The sequence below is a fragment of the Paenibacillus alkaliterrae genome (genome assembly GCF_021532375.1).
Lineage (GTDB): Bacteria > Bacillota > Bacilli > Paenibacillales > Paenibacillaceae > Pristimantibacillus > Pristimantibacillus alkaliterrae.
Map to the genome: position 1 here is coordinate 32,568 of NZ_JAKGAP010000013.1, position 23,217 is coordinate 55,784.

Here is a 23,217-nt window from a genome sequence, read left to right on the forward strand (position 1 = left end):
TAAATGTACGACGGTCCCACTATTGTAACATGTTTAGTTACAATTTTGAAAACCGGTCTAAACAGTCTAACATAAAAAAAGAAGCGCCCCTTGTCGCAAGTGATAATCACTTCACGTCAAGGTTCGCTTTCTCTTTAGACCGCAAATATATGGCGTCCCATTTTCAAGGTCTGCTTGCGCGACCAAATCCATTCCGATGTGGCCGTTTCCGGGTTAAAATAATACAACGCCCCATTCGTAGGATCATAGCCCTTCACTGCATCCAATGCTGCCCTATAAGCCGTTTCGTCCGGTTTCAATTGATATTGCCCGTCATCCACAGCTGTGAAAGCGCGCGGCTGCTCAATGACACCTTTAATCGTATCCGGAAAGCTTCCGGAAGCAAGCCGGTTCATGACAACCGCTCCAACCGCAACCTGTCCATTATAGGATTCACCGCGAGCCTCCGCATAAACAATTCTAGCAAGTAAATCCAGCTCAGCTTGATTAACGGAAACCTTCTTTAGCGCAGCCCATGTTTTCTCGCCCGCAATGCCATCAGCTTCTAATCCGTAATCCTTTTGAAAACGTGTCAACGAATCCAATGTTTTCGGCCCGAAATAATCGGTAAGATCCGTGCTTAAGTAGCCCAGTGTCTTCAATCGGTACTGCAAATCCGGAACGTCTTCGCCCTTGCTTCCGACCTTTAAAGTGGCTGGCGGCGCGGCGTCAACAGCTTGCAAAGGCAAACCAAGAGCTAACATAAAAACAAGAATTAACGCCATACTATTTTGTACAAACTTAATGTTCATTGTGTGTAATGATCCTCCCTTTTCTATTGCGCATGCACGTAACATTCGCAAATTGGAATAAGATTGGTAACTTATCGACCGATGTGTTCGAGTTTAACACAGTTACTTTTGAAATGTAACCGAAATACAAAAATTACATACATTTACTATTTTACTTTTACGATAAAATCTGAAGCAATTTGTTGACTAACTGCCCTAAATACTTAAATTCTTGCTACAATGGAAGTAAGAAATCGTTTCATTCTATTCATATTTGTTTACATAATAATATTTATGTTTATTTAACTGGTTTAATTAATTATGTCATTAATAATTCGGGGTGACCACTCATCAACATTTTGAAAGAAAAGGACCGCCGGGAGCTGGACAAGAAGCTGCCTACAATGCCTTGGTACATCGAGAAATTCATCAATTATAAGCTGCCGGATTTATCGCCTTCTTCCTTAGTCGAATATATTAGAGATTACGACACTTTTTTAAAATGGCTTATGGCAGAAGGACTTTCGGAAGCCGCTACGGTCAAAGATGTTTCGCTGTTGGAGCTGGAGAAGCTGCATATGGACAGCATCGACGGCTTCCGCATGTATTTATCGACTCATAAAGAAGAGAGAAACAGCAAAACGACCATATCCCGTAAGCTCTCCTCTCTTCGTTCGTTATTTCATTATTTAAGCCAGATTGCCGAGGACGAGGAGTTTTATCCGCTTTTGAAGCGCAACGTCATGGCGAAGGTTACGATTAAACGTACCCATAAGCCTAAGGATACGGCGGCCAAGTTGGAGGGAAAGCTGCTTCAGGAGGAAGAAATAACGGAATTTATGGCCTACATTAAGCACCATTATGGTTCTGATCTCGCGAAAAATAAGCAAGCATTATATTCTTATGAACGGAATATGATCCGCGATGCGTGCATTGTAAGCCTCATCCTCCATTCTGGTTTGAGGGTTTCGGAGCTTGTAAATCTGAATGCGGACGACATAGATCTTAAGAAAAAGCTATGCTACGTATATCGCAAAGGCAAGAATGACGATACCTTTAAAACGCCTGTATATTTCCGCCAGGAAGCGGTAGAAGACCTGCAAGCCTATTTGACCCTCCGGGAAGTCCGCTACCATGCTCCAAAACGGGAAAAAGCCTTATTTCTAGCCGTTGCTAACGGAAAAAATGAAGGCTCCCGCATGACAAAGCGGGCTATTCAAGAAATGGTTATTAAATATGCGAAGCGTTTCGGCAAGCCTTATTTATCCGTTCATAAACTTAGACACTCCTTCGCCACTGATTATTACTTGCGCAACGATATTTACAAAACGCAGGAGCAGCTTGGCCACGCTTCACCCGAAACGACGCAAATTTATGCTCATTTGACTGACAAAACGATGGCACAGGCGATTGATCATATGAAAAAAGAGGACGAGTCGCGCTAGCGTTTCATACGCCTCGCCTCGCCCTCTTTTTTAATTATAAACCGCTTAAGAATGACTCGATTGCAAGATGACCGATTCCTGCATCGACAGCTGCGTCAGCACGAGATTCGCATAGATGCCTCCATGCTTCATAAGCATCTCATGGGATCCCTGCTCCGCAATTCGCCCATCCTCCACGACGAGGATCAGATCAGCATCCTTGATGGTTGACAAACGATGCGCGATAATGAATGCCGTTCTGCCTGCGAGCAAGGTTTGCAGAGCCTCTTGGATGTGCTGCTCCGTCTCTGTATCCACGCTGGAGGTGGCCTCATCCAGTATCAAGATTCGCGGATCGGATAACAGCACCCGGCCAAACGTCAGCAACTGCCTTTGCCCTACCGAAAGCTTAGAACCGCGCTCTTCCAGCTCCGTCTGATAGCCGTGAGAAAGCTGAGCGACGACGCGATCAAGCCTGACGCTCTCTGCCGCATTGCGAAGCTGCTCCTCGGTTGCTTCTTCGTTGCCGTAACGCATGTTCTGTTCGATCGTTCCCGCAAAAATAAACGAATCCTGAAGCACGATTCCCATTTGCTTTCGCAACGATTCAAGCGTAACATCCTTAACGTCAATCCCGTCTATGCGCACCGCCCCTTCGGTCGCTTCATAAAAGCGCATCAGCAAATTGACGATCGTGCTCTTGCCTGCGCCGGTTGGTCCGACAAGCGCGACGCGCTGTCCCGCTTTTACATGAAAGGAAACATCATGCAGCACGTTCGGCTTGTTCTCCTCGTAACGAAAGGAGACGCCTTCGAAGGACACATCTCCGCGAATGGATGGAAGCTCGCGTGCGCGGCTGCTATTTTTCACTTCAGGAGCCGTATCCAGCACCTCGAAAATCCGTTCGGCAGATGCCATCGCGGAGAGAAGCTGGCTGTATACTTTGGATAACGCGCTTAAAGGTCCCCAGAAACGCCACAAGTAGTTAATGAACGCCATTATAAAACCGAGCGTAATAGCGCCTTCTAAGACGCGGACTGCACCGAACCAAACGACGATGCAGGTTCCGATCATGCCAATCATTTCAACGAGCGGATATACTGTGGACTCTAGAGTGATCGCGCGCATAAACGCTTGCTTGTTCCGAGTATTAATGCCATTAAATTTCTCATTGTTGACACGTTGGCGTGAAAAAGCCTGTATAACGCGAATCCCTTGAATCGTCTCATTCAAGTTACCGTTTATCGCCGACATAGTCGATCTTGAACGCGACCAGGAGCCTTCAATTTTCGGACGAAGCTTCGCAACGATAACGTATAATAACGGCAGCATGATGAAAGAGAGCAGCGCCAGCTGCCAATCCATCCAGAATAAGATGATGACAATGCCTAGCAAATGCGTCGTTTCCATCACCATCGTAATTAATCCGCCGTTGATAAGCTCCCCGATCGCGTTCGTATCGTTTGTAATCCTTGACATAATCTTTCCCGCCGGACGTCCGTCGAAGAAACGAAACGACAACGATTGCAAATGATTAAATAATTGCTGACGCAAATCGAACAATATACGCTGGCCGGTGAAGTTGATCCACCTCGTATGCATGAAGCTGAACAACCAGCTTACTAATTTTATTCCTAGCAGCGCCGCGCCAAGAATATGTATGGCCGCAATATTTCCTTCACTTATTCCTATATCTATGATATACGCGAGAATAATCGGCTCCGATAAGCTTAGCAGCATATTAATAAGGACAATGACAACGACCCCGGTCATTAATCTGCGATAGGGGACAAGATACTGCAGCATACGCCGCATATGCTTCATGTTAAACGGTTTCTCGTCTGCCTCTTCATCCATATCCCATTCTACTTGACTCATTGCATACACCCCCTCTTCTATTCATGCGCAATTTGCTTCTGTTTATCAAACAATTGACGGAAGAATCCGTTCCCTTCATTCAGTTCCTTATGCGTTCCTTGCTCCGTTAATCTTCCGCGCTCGAGTACGATGATTCGGTCCGCATGCTGAATGGAGGAAAGCCTTTGCGCGATTATGAACGTGGTCCGACCTTTCATGACCTCCAATAAAGCCTCGTGAATGGCCGATTCCGTCGCGGTATCCACGCTTGCGGTCGCTTCGTCCAGCACCAGAATCGGCGGATCCATTAATATGGCGCGCGCAAGCGCCACTCTTTGTCTCTGACCTCCTGAAAGGCCAACCCCGCGCTCGCCGATTCGCGTATCATAGCCATTTGGCATACTTTCGATAAAAGAATGGATTTGCGACTTGCGCGCAGCGTTCTCGATCTGCTCCTGCGTCGCCTCCGGATATCCGAAAGCGATATTGTCGCGTATTGAGGCCGAGAATAAGAACGTCTCCTGCGGGACGATACCAATGCTGCTGCGCAGACCGTCCAGCTCATAATCGCGCACATCGACACCGTCAATCCATACGCATCCGCCGGTTACGTCATAGAAGCGGGACAGCAGGCCAATCAAGCTGCTCTTTCCCGAGCCCGTAGCTCCCAGAACACCGATGACCTCCCCTTGCTTAACCCGGAAGGAGACATCGTTCAATATCGGTTGATCCTTCTCCGCATCCTGATCGGCAAAATGGAACGTTACCCGGTCGAAGACGACATTCCCCTTCATCCCAGCCGTCTCGGTACCTCCAGCCGGCGATACGATATCGAGCGGAGTATCCAACACCTCGAATACGCGTGGCGCGGCTTTCACGGCCTGCTGCATAATATTGATTTGCCAGCCAAGCATATTAAGCGGCCATATAATTCCCCAAGTGTACCATTGGAACGCCATGAACGTACCGAGCGACATTTCTCCGCGGGCAACGAAGATCGCTCCTATCCAAATCATCAAGACGAACGTAAGTCCGCCATAGAAGCCCATTAGCGGAAATGCTTTCGCCTCGAGCTTGGCGCGTTCCATATTCGTTTCAAAGTTTTGTTCGTTCCGCTCCGCGAATTTCCGCTGCTCCACCTTTTCGGTTGCAAACGATTTAACGACCCGAATGCCCGCAATATTTTCCTGCAGCGTCGTAGTCAACCGCCCCATTTGCTCGCGTATGTTGGACCAGGCAGGACCAACCTTATGATTAAAACGCCATAGCACAAACAAAATAAAAGGAATTGTAATTAAGCTAATAAGAGTGACTTTCCATTGCATCGTCATCATAAAGATAATCGTTCCCAGAAACGTCAGCATGCCCGTAAAGAGATTCATCGCGCCGAAGCCGACGAAATTTTTGACCGCTTCGATATCTCCTGTCATTCTGGACATGAGCTGACCTGTCTGCGCACGGTCATAATAGGAGAAGGATAACCTTTGCAAATGCGAATAGAGCTCCTTGCGAAGCAAAAACACTACATTTTGGCCGACCAATTCCTGCGTGTAGCCTTGTACGAACATCCCTGCGCTCTTCAGCGCCTGAATGCCGGCAAGAGAAAGCGTCAACCACAAAACGACGGCCATGTTCCGTTTGTCGATCCCTTCATCAAATATTTCGCGCAAAATCCACGGAGCGACCAGATCAATTATGGTAGCCAAAATCATAATCGTTACGGCAATAAACACCCATCCCGCACTCGGCCGAACATAAATCATCAATCGTAAAAGCGTTTTCACATGACTACCCCTTTCCCTTATGGAAACAAAAAAAGACCTCAAGCCGCAGAAGGCTCAAGATCTCCGTATGAATGGACGGCTGCGCAGCCAAACAGCTACGTTTCCGCCATTGTACGAAGGCAGGCCGGTCGGCATATTAGATGAACCGTATCGAAAAGCATGCTGGACATAACGCCGCCGACATTCATTCCAATCTGATTGATCAACATCCAGGGACCCCCCTTTTCCTATTCCGATTCGCAATTTCTTCCTAATCCACCCAAATCTTAACACCTGTTTCCGTCGTTGCGCAAGAGGCTTTATGAAAAAAAAATTAAAACCTGTCCGACTCATTGAACTGCTCCAATTCACTAGTAGAAATACCTTCCTCCACCGCGAACTCAAAATCCTCGATATCGTAAACTTGAACCGGCACCTCCGCCTCGATCAGCTTATCCTGGAATTCAAACTGGTCGGATAACAACGGGATACCCAGCTTCAGCCCGGTAAGAAGCAGCTCGGTCTCGATCGGATCGAACATTTCGCCATAATGCGCGTTATCGACGGCATGCACGACTGTGAACTGAATCGTTTCATTCAGAAGCAGCGGAGAGCTTTCTCTCCATGGCACCTGCATGGCCTTTTCTATTTTTTTCCGATTGAGCGAATCCTCGAAAAAGGTAATGAGTTCGTTTATTTTTAATTTCACGTGTCCATCATCATCCGGATCGTCCATGACGGGATCGACACCATCTCTCATTTCATACAGCTCGGCTATCGATGAATAAGGAACAACATATTCAATAGGACGGCTCGGTACAAGAAGATGCCCATACGTTGCTACTAATACTGCCTCAATTACAAAACGCCTCCGCATGTGATCTCCTCCTAAAAAAGATTCTAGTATCCAAACTAATAAAAACGATTCCACATTATTATACAATATTCCATTGCCTGTACAAGAGAGCCAAAAATCCAAATTTGCAAAAAAGACATACCGGCTCATTAAAGCCGGTATGTCTTTTTTTACTTTTTTTCCTGGTAAAGCTGCTGCTTGAGAGCCTCTAACTGCGCATCATTGATATTTTTCTCGCCGTATCGGACCTTTTCGTAAGCAGCTATGAAGTCGTTTAAACCCTCTTGCCGCTGTCCGCCGCTTTTCCAGCCTGTCAGCAGTTCAGCCGTTTCACGGGGGGTCAGATGAGCCTGGAAGCTTCGGCCCCGTTTGAGCTCCGCCCGCACTAGATATGTGTACAAAAATCTTATTTTTTCGGCATTCGTAGCGAAATCCTCCCAGACTGCGCCCTGCACCCGTTTTTTCGGAAGCAGCTTTTTAAGTTGATCGCCCATCTGCTTTCTGAGGTTAAACGACGACATTAAATGTTCAACTTCATCTGTAAAATCGGCATCGCTTTTACGGTTTTCCGCTCCCCGCTCCAACAGCTTTGCCACCAGTACTTTCGCCCATCGGTAAAGCTTTCGAAGGATAAAGAACAGCAGAATCGACACTGCAGCGATAATAAGCGTTATCCCGATCATTTTCAACATTTGCTCCAGCAAAATCATCCAATCCGAAGGCGGCTTCGCTTCCGCTCCCCCCATATCGGGCGGCGTTTGAGGAACAGCAGTCTCTGGAGCAGGCTCTTGTTCCTGCGGTCGATTGAACCAGCTCATCACCTTCTCGATCACCGTTAGAAATAAGCGTTCAATCGCCTGCTGAATTTGTCGGAATAAAGCAAGAATCGCGATAATGGACACGACAATCAGCATCAAAAATCGATTTTGGCGTTTGAAGGCTAATGTCGCCGGCGTTTGGGCCGTATCTACCGTTTCACTGTTCAGGTGCCTCTCATTGGCAATGAAGAAAAATAATAGGACGGCAGCAATCCCGCAAATAATTAGAACACTGTTATAGTCAGCGATCTTCTTAAATAAAAAAAGCTTCAAAGGCTGCACAGCTAAATAGGTCGTCACGCCGATCAGCAATTGCGAATTCGGAAACGAAACGCTCCAGCCTCGCAAAACCACCGACATACCTCGCACAGCTATGAGAGTACCTGCCACGCTGCAAACGGCCAGCGGTAAAATGGACAGCTCTCCTAGCCGAAAGCCGAACAATACGAATGCATGGGCGGCTCCTAACGCTAACGAAATAAGCAGCCTTTCGATTCTTCGCAGCTTGGGGAAAAGTCTGGCCGGAACAGACGCTGCCCAATAGCAGATTGGCAGTGTCCCTATCCATAACCAGACGGCCGAAGCCGGAAGGACATATACCGCAGCAATTAGCAGAACGGGCAAGTAAAAAAACAGCTCGATAGCGCCTTGTCCAAGAACAGCCAAGGAAAGCGACCGCTTCATCGCAGTATTCACGCGCTCACCTCTTCTCTGCCTTCCCCCGGCCTTGCTGTCTTCGCATCCGTCAATGCCGCGTTCGTAAGCGACCATACCGAAACGGCATTGCCGTTATAACGTAGACGATCCGCTTGCTGCTCAAAGTCATCGTTCCAATATGTGGAGATCACGAGCACATCGCGCTCGCTATAGCCGCTCAGAGCTTCTCGCTCCAGAAGCTGATGAAATAGCTCCGTTCGCTCAATTTGAAGCATCGCCATCCATTCGAATATTTCCAACAAATGCTCATGTCCGCCGCGCGGCTCGATATGAACGCTGTCTCTTGTTCCGATGACGGGCATATTGGCTGCGAACCCAACGTCCATGCCCTGCTGGATAACGGCTTCTGCCGCGCCGGCCGCCCATTCGATGCCGCGTTCAATCAATGCTTGATCCGTTACGCTGCGCCACATGCCCTCCGCATCATCCACATTCAAATAAATCATCAGTCTGCGATCTGCCGTAAAATCATGCTGATGCACTTGAAGACGACCGGTCTTCGCCGTCGCCATCCAATTGATCTGCTTAAACGTATCGCCTGCCTGATAATCCCTTACTCCCGCAATAACGAAAGGGTCGCTTATGATCCAGCGTCGTATCGACTGATCGCCATGCCAGCTATGATACGGAAGCTCGTCCACAGGTACTTGGGCTGGCTTAGGATAAACAAGCAGCCGGCCATCCAGCTGAATCTGCTCGGAAGCATTCGTTAATCCAAGCAAATCTCCGCCAGTCAGCGTAACCGTCTGCAGTTGATACCAGCCTCTTTTGGCGCAAGTGATCCGGTGCTTTCTCGTTATTCTCGTATAGGGCGATAAACTGAAGAAGCTCTTGTGATTTTGGTAGAGCTGTCCGCTGCTTACCGAGAAATTGTCTAGTCTTTGAAAATGCAAATGAGTAGACAGCTGCGATTCTATACGCAGCCAAGGCACAGGCAGCCATTTCGCATTCGATATTTGCTCGATGAGCTCGACTTGATCGCCGCGAAAGCAGGCTTTTGTTTGAAAATGCCGTTTATACTGGATTTTTCGCAATACGTAACGCTGAAACATGCGGCTTTGCACGTACAAAATACCGACTGCAGCGACGATAAACCAAAACAAGATCATCCGCTGCCGCCTATCGGACCGAAATGCCGGCTTCCGCAGGCACAGCCGTCCGGCTAATAATGTCTTCAATGATCGAATCTGCATTTCCGGAGGAACGCTGCATGCCGCGAATCGCCAAGCGATGCGATAATACTGGCTTCGCCATCGCCTTGACATCGTCAGGCGTCACGAAGTCACGTCCGCGCAATATCGCATGAACCTGCGACGCCCGGAGCAAAGCCTGGCTGCCTCGCGGGCTGACGCCAACGGACACCTCATCGCGTTTTCTCGTCTGCTCTACCAACTGCAGGAGATAGTGAAGCATATCGTCCGTCACTTTCACTCCTGCATACGATTGCTGCGCTCTCTGAATCATCTCTTGGTCCGCTACGGGCTCGAGCGAGGCAAGCGGGTCATTTTCCTTGAAGCGTTTCAACAGCAGCAAGCCTTCCTCGGTCGTTGGATAGCCCATTTTGATTTTGAAGAGAAAACGATCGAGCTGGGCCTCAGGCAAAGGGAATGTACCCTGATGCTCGACCGGATTTTGCGTGGCAATAACCATGAACGGCTTCTCCAAATATTTGGTTTCTCCATCTATGCTGATTTGCCGCTCCTCCATACACTCGAGCAGACTGGATTGCGTGCGCGGCGTCGCCCGATTGATCTCATCCGCAAGTAAGAGATTCGTAAACAAGGGCCCTGCCCGAAATTCAAATTCGCTATGCTTCTGATTATAGAAATGAATGCCGCTTAAATCCGAAGGAAGCAAATCCGGCGTGAATTGAATACGCTTGAATGAAAGCGAGAGCGATTTGGCAAGCGATTTCGCCAGCAGCGTTTTCCCAGTGCCTGGCACATCCTCCAGCAGAACATGTCCGGAAGTTATGAGTCCGACTAATAATAAATCGATAACCTCCTCTTTCCCAATAATGACGCGGCCGATATTAGCTTTAACCCGTTCGGCCAATTGCCTGACAGCTTCAAATGACATTTAGAGCAGCTCCTTTGTTTTAAATCGAATAGCCGCTGCGGTCTCTCTGCAGCTTTTGCAGCTCGCGCCAACGGATCAGCCGTATGCCTTCCTCCTGCAGCGTTTGCCGGATATCGGCATCGCGGAACAACTCCAGCTCCATTCCCCGCTTCTCCGGTTGTCCGTGGAATGCCAGGAGCTCATCCGTTACGAGCGATGGATGGATGATAAGCTCCGTTACGCCGGAATGCAGCCCCTTCAATAATTGCTGCATATTCGCCTTCAAAGTATCGAAGGTTTCGCCGGCCTGCAATTGAAAAGGAAGACCGATCAAATAATCCAGAATGACGACCCCCTTCGAATCGGCAAGCTGGGCAAGCTGCTTTGCTTGTTCAGCCAGCTCGGGAGGCGCCACTTGTCCATTCTCCTGCAACAAGAAGCGCGGCAATCGAAACGGAAGGCCATAGGAAGCGCATACATCTAGCACGATCGGCAGGAAATGGCGACCCGTCGCCAATCCGTATAAACTTCCCATATGGTTATCGGCATGCGAAGGCTTCATCCCAAGTGCCAATGCCATTTCGATTTGAGCAATCAATTCCGCTTTCACCTGTTCCGGATCAGCCTGCTGTTCGAAGGTTTTGCAGTCCTTCGGGAAATAACCTTCATTCGCAACGAGCGAGGCGGTACTCCCTTTACGATTTACCGGACCCCATCGGTAAGCATCCCATTCACTCGTAAATGTGAAATGGACGCCGACATCGATTTGCGGATGCCTTGCGCTCCAAATGGCCGCTTCTCTCGCCCAACCGCAAGGCAGCATTAACGTAGCGGAGCTTACTGTTTCATCAAGCAGCAGCTGCTGAATGCCGACGTTAACCGAGTGACATAAACCGAAATCATCCGCATTTACGAGAAGAAGCCGATCCTTCTCATCATATCCAAGCTCCCGGGCTAAGCTCATATTTTCAAATCCTCCCCATTTTCATTTATCCATTTACAGACGAAAGCGGATTGATCGATTATGCCGCATAAAATATGCTCTTCATCCAACCCGTCCTTCAAACGAGCTGCGAAATGAAGCGCTACGTCAAGCAGCCTCAGTTTCATTAACGCAGGCAGCCTTTCGCACTCTTCCGCGGGCAAAGGAAACGACCGGACGTATTCTTTTAGCAAAAGCTTTACTTTTGCCCCGCATGCAGGATCATCCGGTTTAATCAAATCCACAAGGATAACAGCCAGCTCCATAGCTCTGACATCTACCGTGCAAAACTCGAAGTCAAGCACGCCAACAATATCATCGCCTTGCGCTACCGTATTATTAAACACCAGGTCGCCATGAATCCACTGCTTAGGCAAACGGGAGATCGCTTCACATTCCTCGATTAAACCTCGCCTCTCCCCCAGCAGCAGAGCAAAGCTTTCGCTCCTTGCTGCAAGCCCTTCTCCCAGGTCTGCCATAGCCGCGAATGCGGTTTCATCCATAGACGAATACGTGCTTTCCAAAGAATAATAAGGACTGTACAAAGGCCCCCGCTCAGGCTTAATTTCGCTTAGAGCAGAAGTAAGCCTTGCTGCCGCCTTGCCCAGCGCGAGTACGTGAGCTTCGTTCGCGGAGCTCGGACGTTCCCCGTCAATATAATGAAACATAGCCGACAAGGTGCCGTCCCTTGAGATATTGATCGTATCGCCCCATTTATTTTGAACAGGTACAGGTACTTGGAACGGCAGCTTCAGCCGTCTCAGCTCTGCCAGCACTTCATGCTCGAGCCTTACAATATTCGCATCTCTATGGTTGTTGTAGATCCGCAGGACGTAGCGGTCGGCTCCAGCCGTAATCATTCGTGTCGTATTATTCATTCCGCTTTCTCGTTGTTCAATCGTGTAAGGCGCTTTAAATTCGTATTTAGCCAAAAGCCGGTCAAAATCCATGCTGTCTTTCAAGGATGCAAGCCTCCTTAATTCTGCTGCTGCAAACGCTGCAGCCGACTTTCAAGCTGATCCTTCCAGCTCTGGGCAAGCTCTTTGACTTCAAGAAGCTCTCTAATGCCGCGAATGTCGTCTTTATGTATATACATGACCCGATTTGCCTCCGCAATCGTCTTGCCTGCCGGATGCCTTTGCGTAATGGAAAATCCGATTCCCGCTTTTACCGTACCCTCGCGCAATACACGGAAATAAAATCCAGTATAGCCCTTTTTTTGTACGCGTTCAGGCAATTCAGGCAGTTGATGCCTCAGTCCGAGCTTATAGCAAGGCTGACGCGGCTGACTGACCTGCAGAATCACTTCGCCTGCTTCAACGATATCGCCGATGCACAGATCCTCTTCCGTCCAGCTCGACAAAGTGAAATTTTCACCAAAGGCCCCATATTCAACCGGCAATTGGAGTTTCTCTCTCCAATAGGGATAGTGCCGCTCGAAATAAGCGCATACCGCTTTATCAGGACCGCCGTGATGTACGGTATCCCCTTGACCATCTCCTTGCAGTCCGGTAAAGCTTAGGGAATGCGCGTGCTGCGATGCGTGCTTGAAGATGCCGGAAATAACCTCCTTAGTGCCATGAAGCAGGGCGGCAGGCTCTCCGACATTCAAGGATACAAGGCATGCAGCCCCCATGTTTTGTGTCATTTCTGCGTCATCCTCCTTACCATTCTGTTATCTGACTATTATAATCTTGGGAGGGAGATGTTGGCAAAGGAATATAACTGCGTTAACAATTAATGTACTTTCAATGTCCATATTCCTATTCGACATAATCCATCCCGTATCCATCGGCGTTTGTCGAAAAGTTCTCTTTTGTGTAGCTTATTGCGTTTCCCCGGGAAATGTTTTCGGAATAGTTAGAATATTCCCCATATTTCCTTCCCGCATTTCCCGAATGAAGCCGATTTCATTGCAGAAAAAAGCTTCGCATCCATATAGATACGAAGCGGATTTGGTATGAACTAATCATTCACTGTCATCGGTCCGAGCGGCCCCTCTTCATTTATGATATCTTGCAGCTCGTAAACGGATATCGGAAAATAAAGAAAGCCGTATACATAGGCTGCCAGCTCATATAGCTGAAAATAAATGACGAGGGAACGATCCGCTACGTAATAATCTTGATCTGGCCGAATCGCCGTGAACGGCTCCAATGTATCGATTGCCCTCGCTTTAATTTGTGCGCTGACGATAGCGCTTATACGCTTTACATAATCCGAGCCCGGCTTAAACAGCTGCTCCAGCGTAAAAGTCTGTCCGGTCGATTGCTTAAACGTTAATGATTCCTGAAGGGTTAAACCGTGCGCACCGCCGGTATAAGCGTAATTAAACAGCGATAAGCTGAGATAATCCTTCTCGTTTGTCTTTTGCTCGTAATAGCCGATCATTTGCGCCCTTGGATCATCCAGGGAACCCTGGCTATTCACAAGCTGTTGAACCGTTTCATGAATCTTCTTGTTTATTTTATTATCCGCGGCTTCACTAGGACCGCCGCTCACATGCGGCAGCGACAGCTCTGCTTTCGGAAAAGCGGCATTTACGGTCTGAATGACGACTGGAGCTTGAAATGACATGTCGAAGACACCTTCCTATTCGGTAAGATGCTCTATTGTATGCAGAGTGCGGCTCATCTCATGCCAAACAATTCCGCCGTGGCTCGAAGCTGAAACGCCATGCAGCCGGAATTTCTCCGCCTCGTAAAAAGGAATAAGCTGCTTCTCGCAAATTAAAATCATTTTCCTTATACCCGCTGTCCCGCATTGCTGAATAAGCTTGCGGAGCAGCAGCTTACCAATGCCTCGGCGACGTTCATGCGGATCAACCGCGACCGTCAGCACGCAGAAATGGATGCCGTCCGGATCATCCGCTTGATCGCCCTTCATTTCATCGCCGCAGGCCGATTGGTTCGTTCGGATCCCGTTCGTTATACCGACTAATTTAGTGTCTAACCATGCCGTCCAGAAAAACGGCCGATATTGCTGATAACGAAATCGAAAGCCGCTTAGCGCAGCGGCCGCTTCCGGCGTATAGCAGCTCTGCTCGAGCATGATGGCGGCATGAAGCTCATGCTCCTCGATTAACCGGAGCTCGATTGAGCCGCTCACAGCATCGCCTTCTCGCGCTCAGTCAGCCGTCTGCCCCTGACGTCCAGCACGAGCTTGCCTTTGTTTAATCCCAGTATACGGTCCGCGAAACGCTCCGCCCAATCACCTTGATGCATAACCGCGATTACGATAACGCCCTGTTCCCGGCAGAGCGCTTTCAAATCGCTTAATACTTGATCTGCCGTGTGCGGATCAAGTCCGGCTACCGGCTCGTCAGCGGCAATGACCTTCGCGCCGTGTACGAGAGCTCTGGCGATCGCCATCCTTTGCTTTTCCCCGCCGCTTAATGTGCTCGCCTTCAGATGGGCCTTTTCGAGAAGCCCGCGCTTCTCAATCATATCCATCGCGCCCATATAATCATCATTTCGAACCATGCCGGTCCATCTGCGCCAAGCTGGCGTCTGCGCAACCGAGCCGATAATTACATTTTTGAGTCCCGTCTTATTCGGGAACAAGAAGGGCTTCTCCTCCACGTAAGCAACCTCGCGCCTCACCTTCATCTTACCCGCGAGCCCCTCCTTGAAGACATCCTTCCCTTCAAACTGATAGGAGCCCGCATTCCATTTCTCCTGCAGGGCCAGGCAACGAAGCAGCATAGATTTACCGCTTCCGCTATCGCCTTTTATCGCGATAAAGTCGCCCGGATAGGCTTCGAAAGTAATGTCATCCAGCACCTTCGGTCCTCCGGGTATACGTTTGGTCAGGTTCTTTATTCTAATCATTTTCCGCGCTCCTTCTGTTAGCAGCAATCGTATCTATGAATCTAGTTTACGTTAAACAAAAAACAGTTTCCATACGAACGAATGTTTGGTATAATATAAACAAGAACAAACGTTCCATTGATCGAGAAATTCAACCTTTTGAAGGAGGCTTGATCACCATGAAAAACATCTGCGAAAATTTCCGTTATGTAGAGAAAGTTCGTCCTTGGCGAGACTTGACCTTTAAGTTTTACTCTGACGGACGGCTCATCATTATCGACAATGCAGCAGAGGAGGTGATCACCCCAAAGGAATTAAAAGGAGACAGCAGAGACTTCTATATTCACAAACGAATCGCGTTTATTAAAAACCAATTAATTGCCTCGCAGCTCAAATATGCATAAGTTCGTGTAAAGGAGAGGGTTGATTGCCCTCTCCTTTCGTTTGACCTTCGATAATCCCTATTAAGGAAGCTGTTTGTTGATTCCGTTCAGGCTTGGCGGACGTTTGGCGAATTTATTCGTCGGTAACGTACGCGAATGCTCGCGGACGCTTGTATGAATGCGATGACCGTCTGCTTTGCCATTTTTGTTAAGGACCATTTCATCACCTCCACTAATAGTATGCGGAATGAATTGGATATCTATGTAAACCCTCTTCATTTAAGCCCCTTACATTGACGGAGCCCCTTCATTTGCGGTAGATTGATCATACAGATTCAACTTCCGTAAAGGAGAAACTTCAAATGAAACAACAAATCATGTTTGACCTGGACGATACGCTAATTCACTGCAATAAATATTTTTATATGGTCATCGATCAATTTATCGATGCCATGACGACATGGTTTGGCGGCTTTAGCCTAGTCACCGAACAAGCTATTCGCGATAAGCAAATGGAAATCGACATTGCGGGGGTAGCTGTGTTCGGCTTCAAGAGCGAGCACTTTCCGCAGTCCTTCGTTGATACGTACATTCATTTCTCACATCTAACCGGACGGAAACGCTCCGTATCGGAAAAAAATTTTTTGTGGAAGCTCGGCCTAAGCGTTTATGAGCATGATACGGAGCCGTATCCCAATATGGAGCAAACGTTGTTCGCGCTTGCAGAGGCCGGCCATGAGCTTCATTTGTATACCGGCGGCGAAATGCCCATTCAGCGCCGCAAGATCGAGAAGCTGCAATTAGAGCGTTATTTTGACACCCGGATCTATATTCGTCGAATGAAAAACAACGATTCTTTGGAGGACATTCTATCCAATGGATTATTTAACCGCGAGTTGACGTGGATGATCGGCAATTCGATCCGGACCGACGTTGTCCCGGCCTTAACGGCTGGAATTCACGCCATTCATATGCGCGCGCCATCCGAATGGGAGTTTAATGTCATTCAAATCAATGTGGAGCCGAAGGGCGCCTTTCTTACTCTGGACCATCTGAAGGATGTGCCGGACGCCATTCATCAATACGTGAATCGATGAACGGCCTATACCGCAGCAAATAGACCCGAATTCTCCTCCAATGGAGCGAATCGGGTCTTTCTTTATTTCCAGCTGTCGTTTTTATTGCTCGATCGCAAGCTCGCCGGTGTCCAGATTTGTTACGACAATTCTGCCTTCGACAGGCGTGCCGTCCTCCAGGGAAAGCTTCAGTTTTGTTGTCTTCCCCTTTTGGACCAAAGCCTTCACCTGAGCATCCGTTAGACTGCGACCGTAACTTTGCTTCCAAATGACGAATTTGCAGCCTTCCTTGTAATGAGAGCAGCCATATCCCTTTCGCCCCATAAAGATCGACCCTCCGCAGCCTGGCCGCGGGCAGGCCGCAACTATTGCAGCGCCGTTTACCGCCGAAGCATCGGCAGACTCCCCTTTCCTCGCTGGAGCTGCCGACTTCGGTTTCGTCGTGCGGCTGCGTGCGGCTGCAGCCGATTTGCCTGCCGCTCCTTTACCTGGTACAGTGGTCTCGCCTTCAAACGACGTTTTTGCTGCACGTGATTGTACTCGAACCTTGTCGACGATCATCGCAGCGAATTTCTTCACATTTTCCATGAATTGTTCGTTGGATGCTGTTCCTCTTGAAATTTCGGTCAAGCGGCGTTCCCACAATCCCGTCATCTCCGGGGAAGTCAGCAGGTCGATACCCGCCCCTCGAATTAACTCTATCGCTGTACGGCCCTTTTGGGTAACCAATATTTTCTTACCTTGCATTTCAACATAACCAACGTTCTTCAACCGTTCGATCGTAGCAGCCCGCGTTGCAGGCGTTCCCAAGCCAGAATCCTTCATCGCATCGCGCAAATCCTCGTCTTCGATCTGCTTGCCCGCGCTTTCCATCGCTTTCAGCAGCGTTCCCTCCGTATAATGCTTTGGCGGCTGCGTATCCTTCTCCTTCACTAAGGCATCCGCGCACACGACGCTCTCGTTTGCATTAATAGAGAACGGTTCATTCACCTCTATCTCTTCCTCTTCAGGCTCGTCCTTCTCTTTGCCCCTCGCGGTTGGCTTCGTCTTATCCCTCTTCTGATCCGCATAAATGACCTTCCAGCCTAAGCTGAGCAGCTCCTTGACCGTCGTCTTGAACTGCACGTCCTCCACCTCCGTCATGACGATGTGCACCTTGTATTCGGCAGGCGGATAAAACTGCGACAGAAACCGTCTGACAACCAAATCATACAGCTTCTGCTCGTCGGGACTTAGTCCATTCGCTTTGCGATTAGTAGGCAAGATAGCATGATGGTCTTCAACCTTGGACGGATTGCAAATAAACTTATTTCCTTTGTGAACAAGGCTTCGGTTCGCGCCTTTGACAAGTTCGTCGTAGACCGTACCTTGAAGCGAATACAGCGTCTTGTGCATCTCCGGAATATTTTGCTCCGTTACGTAGTTCGAATTCGTTCTGGGATAAGAGATGACCTTATGCTTCTCGTACAGCGCCTGAGCGGTGTCCAACGTTTTTTTCGCCGAAAAGCCAAATTTGCCGTTCGCTTCCCGCTGCAGCAGCGTTAAATCGTAAAGCTTAAAAGGATACTCCTTAGTCTCCTTCACCTCGTAAGAAGCAATCCGCCCAGTCTTGCCCTTCACCTTGGCAGCAAGCGCTTCTACTTTCGCCTGATCGGTCATTCTCTCGCCCTGCCACATGCCGCGGTAAGTCATCTCATTCTGCGTGAAGTGTCCTTCCAGCTCAAAAAACTTTAAAGAGGAGAAGGCTTCGATCTGCTTCTGCCGGTCATAGATAAGCGCAAGCACGGGCGTCTGAACCCTTCCTACCGAGAGCAGTACATTATGCTTCGTCGTAAACGCACGCGAACCGTTCATCCCGATCAGCCAATCCGCTTCGCTTCGTGCGGTGGCGGCACGGGTCAAATTCTCGTACTCCGAGCCCTCCCTAAGCTCATCGAAGCCCTTGCGTATCGTTTCCGGGGTAAGGTCCGAAATCCACAGCCGCTTTACAGGCTGGCTTAGCTTCAAATGGCGCTGGATTAGCGAGAAAATGTATTGTCCCTCCCGCCCCGCATCGCAGGAATTGACAAGCAGGTTGCTGCGTTTCGCCAAATCTCCAATTACTTTTAGCTGTTCTATCGTTTTTTTGTTCGGTACAAGCTTGAACTGCGAAGGTATGATAGGAAGATCGTTTATATTCCATTTTTTATACCGATCATCATAGGCATCCGGTTCAGCCAATCCGATAAGATGGCCGATCGCCCATGTAATAATGTATTGCTCGCCTTCTATATAGGAACGGTGATTTTTTGCTTTGGGATCGATTGCGGCTGCTATATTTCGCCCCATATCCGGTTTTTCCGCAATGATTAATGTCTTCAAAAGAGGATCTCCCCTTCCCTTCATCTCAACCCGATTTTACCACAACTTTCCTTACGTTTGGGAGCTTAGTTTTTGAATCGCAGATTGAATACTTGGTTGATTGATAAAGGCCGCAATTTGCTCCTTCTCGCTTACCGTGAACTGATATTCGCAATCGCAGCCCTCATCATGCGGCACCATTTGGACGATTGTACCGTCTGCCGTACAAATGACGAGTGCGGAAAAATCGATCAAGTCACCCGGAGCCTCCGTTTCCGGCGCAAGCTCGAAGCGCAGCGTAATGTCGACCCATTGCCCGTCCCTGCGTTCAATAATGGGTTGAAAGGATTGAAATCTTAGCTCTGTTACACTGTCCAGTCCATATTTAATCATCTGCTTCATCCTCTCTATCTTTAGGTCATGATTGGTTCTCACAGCAAGAAAAGCGCCCGTAGGCGCTTCTCTGCAAGCATATTCAACTCTATTTCTATCGACGCTCCCTTGCTTATGGAAGCATGGAAGAGCCCATCAAATATTTATCAACTTCGCGTGCAGCCTCGCGACCTTCATTGATCGCCCAAACGACCAAGCTTTGACCACGGCGCATGTCGCCTGCAGCAAAAACCTTGTCTACGTTTGTCGTATATTTGCCATAAGCTGCTTTCACGTTCGTACGGCGGTCCTGCGCTAGTCCGAGCTGATCGATCAGCATCGTTTCGGGACCTTCGAAGCCTACCGCGATGAACACAAGATCCGCAGGCCATACTTTTTCCGTACCTGGAATTTCGCTATAAATTTTGCGGCCGGTCTCATCGACCGTACGCTCTATTTGTACCGTATGAAGCTCTTTCAGGTTTCCATTCTCATCGCCGACAAATTTCTTCGTCAGTACAGAGAACGCGCGCGGATCATCGCCAAACAAAGCTTTCGCTTCCTCTTGCGCATAATCGAGCGTATACACATTCGGGAATTGCGGCCAAGGATTATTCACGCTATCGCGCACAAGCGGAGCCTTCGCATGCGTACCGAATTGGGTAACCGACTTGCAGCCGTGACGCAAAGCTGTAGCTACGCAGTCCGTACCTGTATCGCCGCCGCCAATAACGATGACGTCCTTGTCTTTCGCCGAAATGTAGTTGCCATCCTCGAGGTTGGATTCCAGGTAGCTCTTAATCGTACCGTTCAAATAATCCATTGCCATGTGAACGCCATTCAAATCGCGTCCTTCGATCTCAACGTCGCGAGCTCTTGTCGAACCGCCGCAAAGAACGACAGCGTCAAAATTGTTAACCAGCTCGTTTGCTGTAATATCTTTGCCTATTTCCGTATTTGTTACGAATTCAACGCCTTCTGCTTCCATCAAATTAACACGGCGCTCCACAACATGTTTCTCGAGCTTCATGGTAGGAATACCGTATGTGAGCAAGCCGCCGATGCGGTCTGCGCGTTCGTAAACCGTTACTGTATGCCCTGCTTTGTTCAGTTGAGCAGCAGTAGCCATACCGGCAGGCCCTGAGCCTACAACCGCAACACGCTTGCCCGTGCGTACCTTCGGCGGCTGCGGAACGACCCAGCCTTCTTCAAAGCCGCGGTCAATGATAGCTTGTTCGATTGTTTTAATAGTTACGGCATCGCCGATTAAACCAACCGTACAAGATCCCTCGCATGGTGCAGGACATACGCGGCCCGTAAATTCAGGGAAGTTATTCGTTTTATGCAGGCGGTCGAGCGCCTCGCGCCACAAACCGCGATAAATGAGATTATTCCATTCTGGAATAAGGTTGTTGACTGGGCAGCCCGATACCGAACCGGCAAGCTCGATGCCTGTATGGCAATACGGCGTACCGCAGTCCATGCAGCGCGCGCCTTGCGTCTTCAACTGCTCCTCGGAAAAATGCTTATGAAATTCTTGCCAATCGTTAATCCGCTCCAGCGGGTCGCGATCGGCAGGCAATTCGCGTTTATATTCCATAAATCCAGTAGGTGTAGACATGATCGCATTTCCTCCATCCATATTTCCCGTTAACCATTATGATGATTCTCTTACCAAACTATATCGGGAATCCATTAAATATTCAATAACTATCTTTATCCTCTGCTATGAAATGTTCAGATTACTCGTTTACTATTTTATAACATCCTAGCATTCCTGACTTCTGGCCGTTAATGGATTTTCCGCACAATCATTTGCACTTTATGACATATCGTTCGTCAAATGTTCGTTACGTTCGCTTCTTTTCAGTTGGAACGCCGTTTAAACGTTTGAAACGTAAAAGCGTAGGCGTTTCTTTCATCGCTTACTCTCTTATCGCTTTCCACGAGTTCCCATTCGGATTCAGAAAAAGGAGGAAAAAACGCGTCGCCGCCTTCAATCTCGACCTCAACAGCCGTCAACAGGATCGTGTCCGCATAGGGGAGAAACTGTTCGTAGATCTCTCCCCCGCCCATGACCATCAGCTCGTCAGCACGGCAGAGCTCGATCGCCTCTTTCAAAGAGTGAACGACCTCGCATCCTTCTGGCTGGAAGTGCTGCTGACGGGTTAAAACGACGTTTCTCCGATCCTTCAGCGGCTTCGGAAGCGATTCGAACGTTTTGCGTCCCATCAATACGGTTTTGCCTGTCGTGCTCTTCGTAAAAAACGCCATCTCCGCCGGCAGGCGCCACGGCATCTTATTGCCGACGCCAATCGTCCGGTTTAGGTCCATAGCGGCAATGAGTGTGATAGACATGCGGGCCAGCACCTTTCTATTTATAAGCTGCTTCAGCTAAACGGCGACCGGACCCTTTATCGCAGGATGCGGCTCGTACCTCTCAATAACCAAATCTGCAACCTCAAAGTCAAATACCGACTTTTTATCGGCATTGAGCTTGAGACTTGGCAGAGACCTCGGCTCACGGCTTAGCTGCGTCTGAACTTGCTCCAGATGATTCGTATAGATATGCGCATCTCCGAGCGTGTGGACAAAGTCGCCCGCTTCCAAGCCGCATTCATGAGCGACCATATGCGTTAACAGCGCGTAGCTTGCAATGTTGAACGGGATTCCAAGAAAAATATCCGCGCTTCTTTGATATAACTGGCAGGATAGCTTACCGTCCGCCACATAAAATTGAAACATCGTATGACAAGGAGGCAAAGCCATATTTGAAGGCACGTCCTCCGGGTTCCAGGCGGTTACGATGTGTCGTCTCGATTCCGGATTGCGCTTAATCGCATCGATAACATCCTTCAACTGATCGATCGTGTCACCCTGCGACGTTTTCCACTCGCGCCATTGCTTGCCGTAAACGTTGCCTAGCTCACCAAATTCGGCCGCGAATGGATCATCGGATAAAATCCGCTGTTTAAAGGTCTCCATTTTCTCTTCATAGACGCTCGCGAAAGCAGCATCCGATTGCGAGCGCAAACCAAAATCCGTCATATCGGGGCCTGTATAAGACGGGCTCTCCACCCATCTTTTGAATGCCCATTCATTCCAAATATTATTATTGTGCTGAAGAAGAAAACGAATATTCGTATACCCTTGAATAAACCATATAAGCTCGCTCGCAATCAAACGGAAAGGCACGCGCTTCGTTGTAAGCAGCGGAAAGCCTTCGCTTAAATCAAAGCGCATCTGGTAACCGAAGGTGGAAATCGTACCCGTGCCGGTACGGTCCTCCTTTTTCGTCCCATTTTCTATTACATGCTTTATCAATCCCAAATAGGTTTGCTCGCTCTTACTCATACCGATGTCGCCCCCTATCGTAAACCAGAAAAAAATCGACAAAATATCCTCTATTATAGCATTAATTCCGCCGTCTGTCCTGCATTCGTTTCTTTCTCAGCCCATAACGGTCGGGTGCGGACGCATGAAGCTTCATCTCATCCTCCGTTTCGGGAACTACGGCAGGCACCAAGGCTGGCTTTCCGTGCTCATTCAGCGCAACAAACGTAAAGAAAGCCGTTACCGTCTTCTTCCTTTCGCCCGTAAACAAATTTTCCGATTCAACCGATACGTAAATTTCCATGGAGCTGCGATTCGTCCATGTGACAAAAGCTTCGACCTCAATGACTTCCCCGACACGTATGGGCGCCAAAAAATCGAGACTGTCCGTCGATGCGGTCACGACCTGCATTCTGGCATGCCTCATGGCAGCTATGGCAGCAACCTTATCCATGTATTCCATCAGCTTTCCGCCAAACATCGTATGGTTATGATTCGTATCCAGCGGAAAGATCAGCTGCGTCATGATCGTCCGGGATTCCTTAGCCGGTTTGAACGAATGCTCCATGTCCCTTCACGCCCCCAGTAACCATTATAGGTATGTCTTAGATACGAAAAGAGGCCGCGCGGCTGGAACAGCCGCGTGACCTCTCATATCG

General features: G+C 48.8%; 23 protein-coding genes. 3 read left to right on the forward strand and 20 right to left on the reverse strand.

What is annotated here, in order from left to right; all coding sequences use genetic code 11:
* Nucleotides 1-134: 134 nt before the first annotated feature.
* Entirely contained in the window at nt 135-791 is a 657-nt protein-coding gene (gene sleB, locus L1N85_RS07335; protein ID WP_407946343.1) for a spore cortex-lytic enzyme, read from the reverse strand.
* A gap of 329 nt (nt 792-1,120) precedes the next feature.
* Between sleB and xerS the strand changes: the two genes are divergently transcribed.
* Nucleotides 1,121-2,215, forward strand: a complete 1,095-nt coding sequence (xerS, locus tag L1N85_RS07340; RefSeq protein ID WP_235236843.1) for a tyrosine recombinase XerS — start codon at nt 1,121-1,123, stop codon at nt 2,213-2,215.
* A gap of 45 nt (nt 2,216-2,260) precedes the next feature.
* On the opposite strand, the gene L1N85_RS07345 is transcribed toward xerS, so the two are convergent.
* From L1N85_RS07345 to L1N85_RS07400, 12 genes are all read right to left on the reverse strand, one after another.
* Complete coding sequence (locus L1N85_RS07345) at nt 2,261-4,072, reverse strand: ABC transporter ATP-binding protein (protein WP_235236634.1); 1,812 nt, start codon at nt 4,070-4,072, stop codon at nt 2,261-2,263.
* A gap of 17 nt (nt 4,073-4,089) precedes the next feature.
* Nucleotides 4,090-5,835 (reverse strand): ABC transporter ATP-binding protein, encoded by a 1,746-nt coding sequence (locus tag L1N85_RS07350; protein WP_235236636.1) that lies wholly within the window; start codon nt 5,833-5,835, stop codon nt 4,090-4,092.
* Between the two features lie 313 nt (nt 5,836-6,148).
* The gene (locus tag L1N85_RS07355; protein WP_235236638.1) at nt 6,149-6,691 is read right to left on the reverse strand and encodes an ADP-heptose synthase; all 543 of its coding nucleotides are present in this window, start codon (nt 6,689-6,691) and stop codon (nt 6,149-6,151) included.
* A 149-nt stretch (nt 6,692-6,840) separates the two neighbouring features.
* On the reverse strand, nt 6,841-8,184 hold the full coding sequence (locus L1N85_RS27540) for a DUF4129 domain-containing protein (RefSeq protein WP_235236640.1): 1,344 nt from the start codon (nt 8,182-8,184) through the stop codon (nt 6,841-6,843).
* The gene (locus L1N85_RS07365; protein WP_235236642.1) at nt 8,181-9,314 is read right to left on the reverse strand and encodes a DUF58 domain-containing protein; all 1,134 of its coding nucleotides are present in this window, start codon (nt 9,312-9,314) and stop codon (nt 8,181-8,183) included. Before L1N85_RS07365 ends, L1N85_RS27540 begins: the two co-directional genes overlap by 4 nt.
* Before the next feature lie 10 nt (nt 9,315-9,324).
* Nucleotides 9,325-10,284: an AAA family ATPase gene (locus tag L1N85_RS07370; protein ID WP_235236643.1), complete on the reverse strand. Its 960-nt coding sequence runs from the start codon at nt 10,282-10,284 to the stop codon at nt 9,325-9,327.
* 19 nt (nt 10,285-10,303) lie between these two features.
* Nucleotides 10,304-11,227: a polysaccharide deacetylase family protein gene (locus L1N85_RS07375; protein WP_235236645.1), complete on the reverse strand. Its 924-nt coding sequence runs from the start codon at nt 11,225-11,227 to the stop codon at nt 10,304-10,306.
* Entirely contained in the window at nt 11,224-12,207 is a 984-nt protein-coding gene (locus L1N85_RS07380) for a phosphotransferase (RefSeq protein ID WP_235236647.1), read from the reverse strand. The genes L1N85_RS07375 and L1N85_RS07380 overlap by 4 nt, the downstream gene beginning before the upstream one ends.
* A 14-nt stretch (nt 12,208-12,221) precedes the next feature.
* A complete protein-coding gene (locus tag L1N85_RS07385) occupies nt 12,222-12,893 on the reverse strand; it encodes an MOSC domain-containing protein (protein ID WP_235236649.1) in 672 nt (223 codons plus the stop codon).
* Nucleotides 12,894-13,210: 317 nt separating this feature from the next.
* The gene (locus L1N85_RS07390; protein WP_235236651.1) at nt 13,211-13,822 is read right to left on the reverse strand and encodes a DUF3298 and DUF4163 domain-containing protein; all 612 of its coding nucleotides are present in this window, start codon (nt 13,820-13,822) and stop codon (nt 13,211-13,213) included.
* Between the two features lie 15 nt (nt 13,823-13,837).
* On the reverse strand, nt 13,838-14,353 hold the full coding sequence (locus tag L1N85_RS07395) for a GNAT family N-acetyltransferase (protein ID WP_235236653.1): 516 nt from the start codon (nt 14,351-14,353) through the stop codon (nt 13,838-13,840).
* Nucleotides 14,350-15,075, reverse strand: coding sequence for a phosphonate ABC transporter ATP-binding protein (locus L1N85_RS07400; RefSeq protein ID WP_235236655.1), 726 nt, complete (start codon nt 15,073-15,075; stop codon nt 14,350-14,352). Before L1N85_RS07400 ends, L1N85_RS07395 begins: the two co-directional genes overlap by 4 nt.
* Before the next feature lie 158 nt (nt 15,076-15,233).
* On the opposite strand from L1N85_RS07400, the gene L1N85_RS07405 reads away from it, so the two are divergent.
* Nucleotides 15,234-15,458: a hypothetical protein gene (locus L1N85_RS07405; protein WP_235236657.1), complete on the forward strand. Its 225-nt coding sequence runs from the start codon at nt 15,234-15,236 to the stop codon at nt 15,456-15,458.
* A 60-nt stretch (nt 15,459-15,518) separates the two neighbouring features.
* On the opposite strand, the gene L1N85_RS07410 is transcribed toward L1N85_RS07405, so the two are convergent.
* Nucleotides 15,519-15,656 (reverse strand): hypothetical protein, encoded by a 138-nt coding sequence (locus tag L1N85_RS07410; RefSeq protein WP_235236659.1) that lies wholly within the window; start codon nt 15,654-15,656, stop codon nt 15,519-15,521.
* 143 nt (nt 15,657-15,799) lie between these two features.
* Here L1N85_RS07410 and L1N85_RS07415 point away from each other — a divergent pair, with 143 nt between their 5' ends.
* Complete coding sequence (locus L1N85_RS07415) at nt 15,800-16,534, forward strand: HAD family hydrolase (protein WP_235236661.1); 735 nt, start codon at nt 15,800-15,802, stop codon at nt 16,532-16,534.
* Nucleotides 16,535-16,615: 81 nt separating this feature from the next.
* Here L1N85_RS07415 and L1N85_RS07420 read toward each other — a convergent pair whose 3' ends face one another.
* The 6 genes from L1N85_RS07420 to L1N85_RS07445 form a co-directional block, all read right to left on the reverse strand.
* Nucleotides 16,616-18,874 carry a type IA DNA topoisomerase gene (locus tag L1N85_RS07420; protein WP_235236663.1) on the reverse strand — a complete coding sequence of 753 codons (2,259 nt, stop codon included), beginning with the start codon at nt 18,872-18,874 and terminating at the stop codon, nt 16,616-16,618.
* A gap of 51 nt (nt 18,875-18,925) precedes the next feature.
* On the reverse strand, nt 18,926-19,246 hold the full coding sequence (locus L1N85_RS07425) for a hypothetical protein (RefSeq protein ID WP_235236665.1): 321 nt from the start codon (nt 19,244-19,246) through the stop codon (nt 18,926-18,928).
* 112 nt (nt 19,247-19,358) lie between these two features.
* Nucleotides 19,359-20,846: a glutamate synthase subunit beta gene (locus L1N85_RS07430; protein WP_235236667.1), complete on the reverse strand. Its 1,488-nt coding sequence runs from the start codon at nt 20,844-20,846 to the stop codon at nt 19,359-19,361.
* Between the two features lie 245 nt (nt 20,847-21,091).
* Complete coding sequence (locus tag L1N85_RS07435) at nt 21,092-21,583, reverse strand: dihydrofolate reductase (RefSeq protein ID WP_235236668.1); 492 nt, start codon at nt 21,581-21,583, stop codon at nt 21,092-21,094.
* 36 nt (nt 21,584-21,619) lie between these two features.
* Nucleotides 21,620-22,579, reverse strand: a complete 960-nt coding sequence (locus L1N85_RS07440) for a thymidylate synthase (protein WP_235236670.1) — start codon at nt 22,577-22,579, stop codon at nt 21,620-21,622.
* 61 nt (nt 22,580-22,640) lie between these two features.
* A complete protein-coding gene (locus L1N85_RS07445; protein WP_235236672.1) occupies nt 22,641-23,126 on the reverse strand; it encodes an acyl-CoA thioesterase in 486 nt (161 codons plus the stop codon).
* Nucleotides 23,127-23,217 lie beyond the last annotated feature (91 nt).

What these genes read in the sequence shown, in the direction of transcription:
- sleB (WP_407946343.1), bottom strand. Translation starts at nt 791, where the DNA reads ATGAACATTAAGTTTGTACAAAATAGTATGGCGTTAATTCTTGTTTTT.
- L1N85_RS07345 (WP_235236634.1), bottom strand. Translation starts at nt 4,072, where the DNA reads ATGAGTCAAGTAGAATGGGATATGGATGAAGAGGCAGACGAGAAACCG.
- L1N85_RS07355 (WP_235236638.1), bottom strand. Translation starts at nt 6,691, where the DNA reads ATGCGGAGGCGTTTTGTAATTGAGGCAGTATTAGTAGCAACGTATGGG.
- L1N85_RS07365 (WP_235236642.1), bottom strand. Translation starts at nt 9,314, where the DNA reads ATGATCTTGTTTTGGTTTATCGTCGCTGCAGTCGGTATTTTGTACGTG.
- L1N85_RS07370 (WP_235236643.1), bottom strand. Translation starts at nt 10,284, where the DNA reads ATGTCATTTGAAGCTGTCAGGCAATTGGCCGAACGGGTTAAAGCTAAT.
- L1N85_RS07375 (WP_235236645.1), bottom strand. Translation starts at nt 11,227, where the DNA reads ATGAGCTTAGCCCGGGAGCTTGGATATGATGAGAAGGATCGGCTTCTT.
- L1N85_RS07385 (WP_235236649.1), bottom strand. Translation starts at nt 12,893, where the DNA reads ATGACACAAAACATGGGGGCTGCATGCCTTGTATCCTTGAATGTCGGA.
- L1N85_RS07390 (WP_235236651.1), bottom strand. Translation starts at nt 13,822, where the DNA reads ATGTCATTTCAAGCTCCAGTCGTCATTCAGACCGTAAATGCCGCTTTT.
- L1N85_RS07400 (WP_235236655.1), bottom strand. Translation starts at nt 15,075, where the DNA reads ATGATTAGAATAAAGAACCTGACCAAACGTATACCCGGAGGACCGAAG.
- L1N85_RS07405 (WP_235236657.1), top strand. Translation starts at nt 15,234, where the DNA reads ATGAAAAACATCTGCGAAAATTTCCGTTATGTAGAGAAAGTTCGTCCT.
- L1N85_RS07410 (WP_235236659.1), bottom strand. Translation starts at nt 15,656, where the DNA reads ATGGTCCTTAACAAAAATGGCAAAGCAGACGGTCATCGCATTCATACA.
- L1N85_RS07415 (WP_235236661.1), top strand. Translation starts at nt 15,800, where the DNA reads ATGAAACAACAAATCATGTTTGACCTGGACGATACGCTAATTCACTGC.
- L1N85_RS07425 (WP_235236665.1), bottom strand. Translation starts at nt 19,246, where the DNA reads ATGATTAAATATGGACTGGACAGTGTAACAGAGCTAAGATTTCAATCC.
- L1N85_RS07430 (WP_235236667.1), bottom strand. Translation starts at nt 20,846, where the DNA reads ATGTCTACACCTACTGGATTTATGGAATATAAACGCGAATTGCCTGCC.
- L1N85_RS07435 (WP_235236668.1), bottom strand. Translation starts at nt 21,583, where the DNA reads ATGTCTATCACACTCATTGCCGCTATGGACCTAAACCGGACGATTGGC.
- L1N85_RS07440 (WP_235236670.1), bottom strand. Translation starts at nt 22,579, where the DNA reads ATGAGTAAGAGCGAGCAAACCTATTTGGGATTGATAAAGCATGTAATA.
- L1N85_RS07445 (WP_235236672.1), bottom strand. Translation starts at nt 23,126, where the DNA reads ATGGAGCATTCGTTCAAACCGGCTAAGGAATCCCGGACGATCATGACG.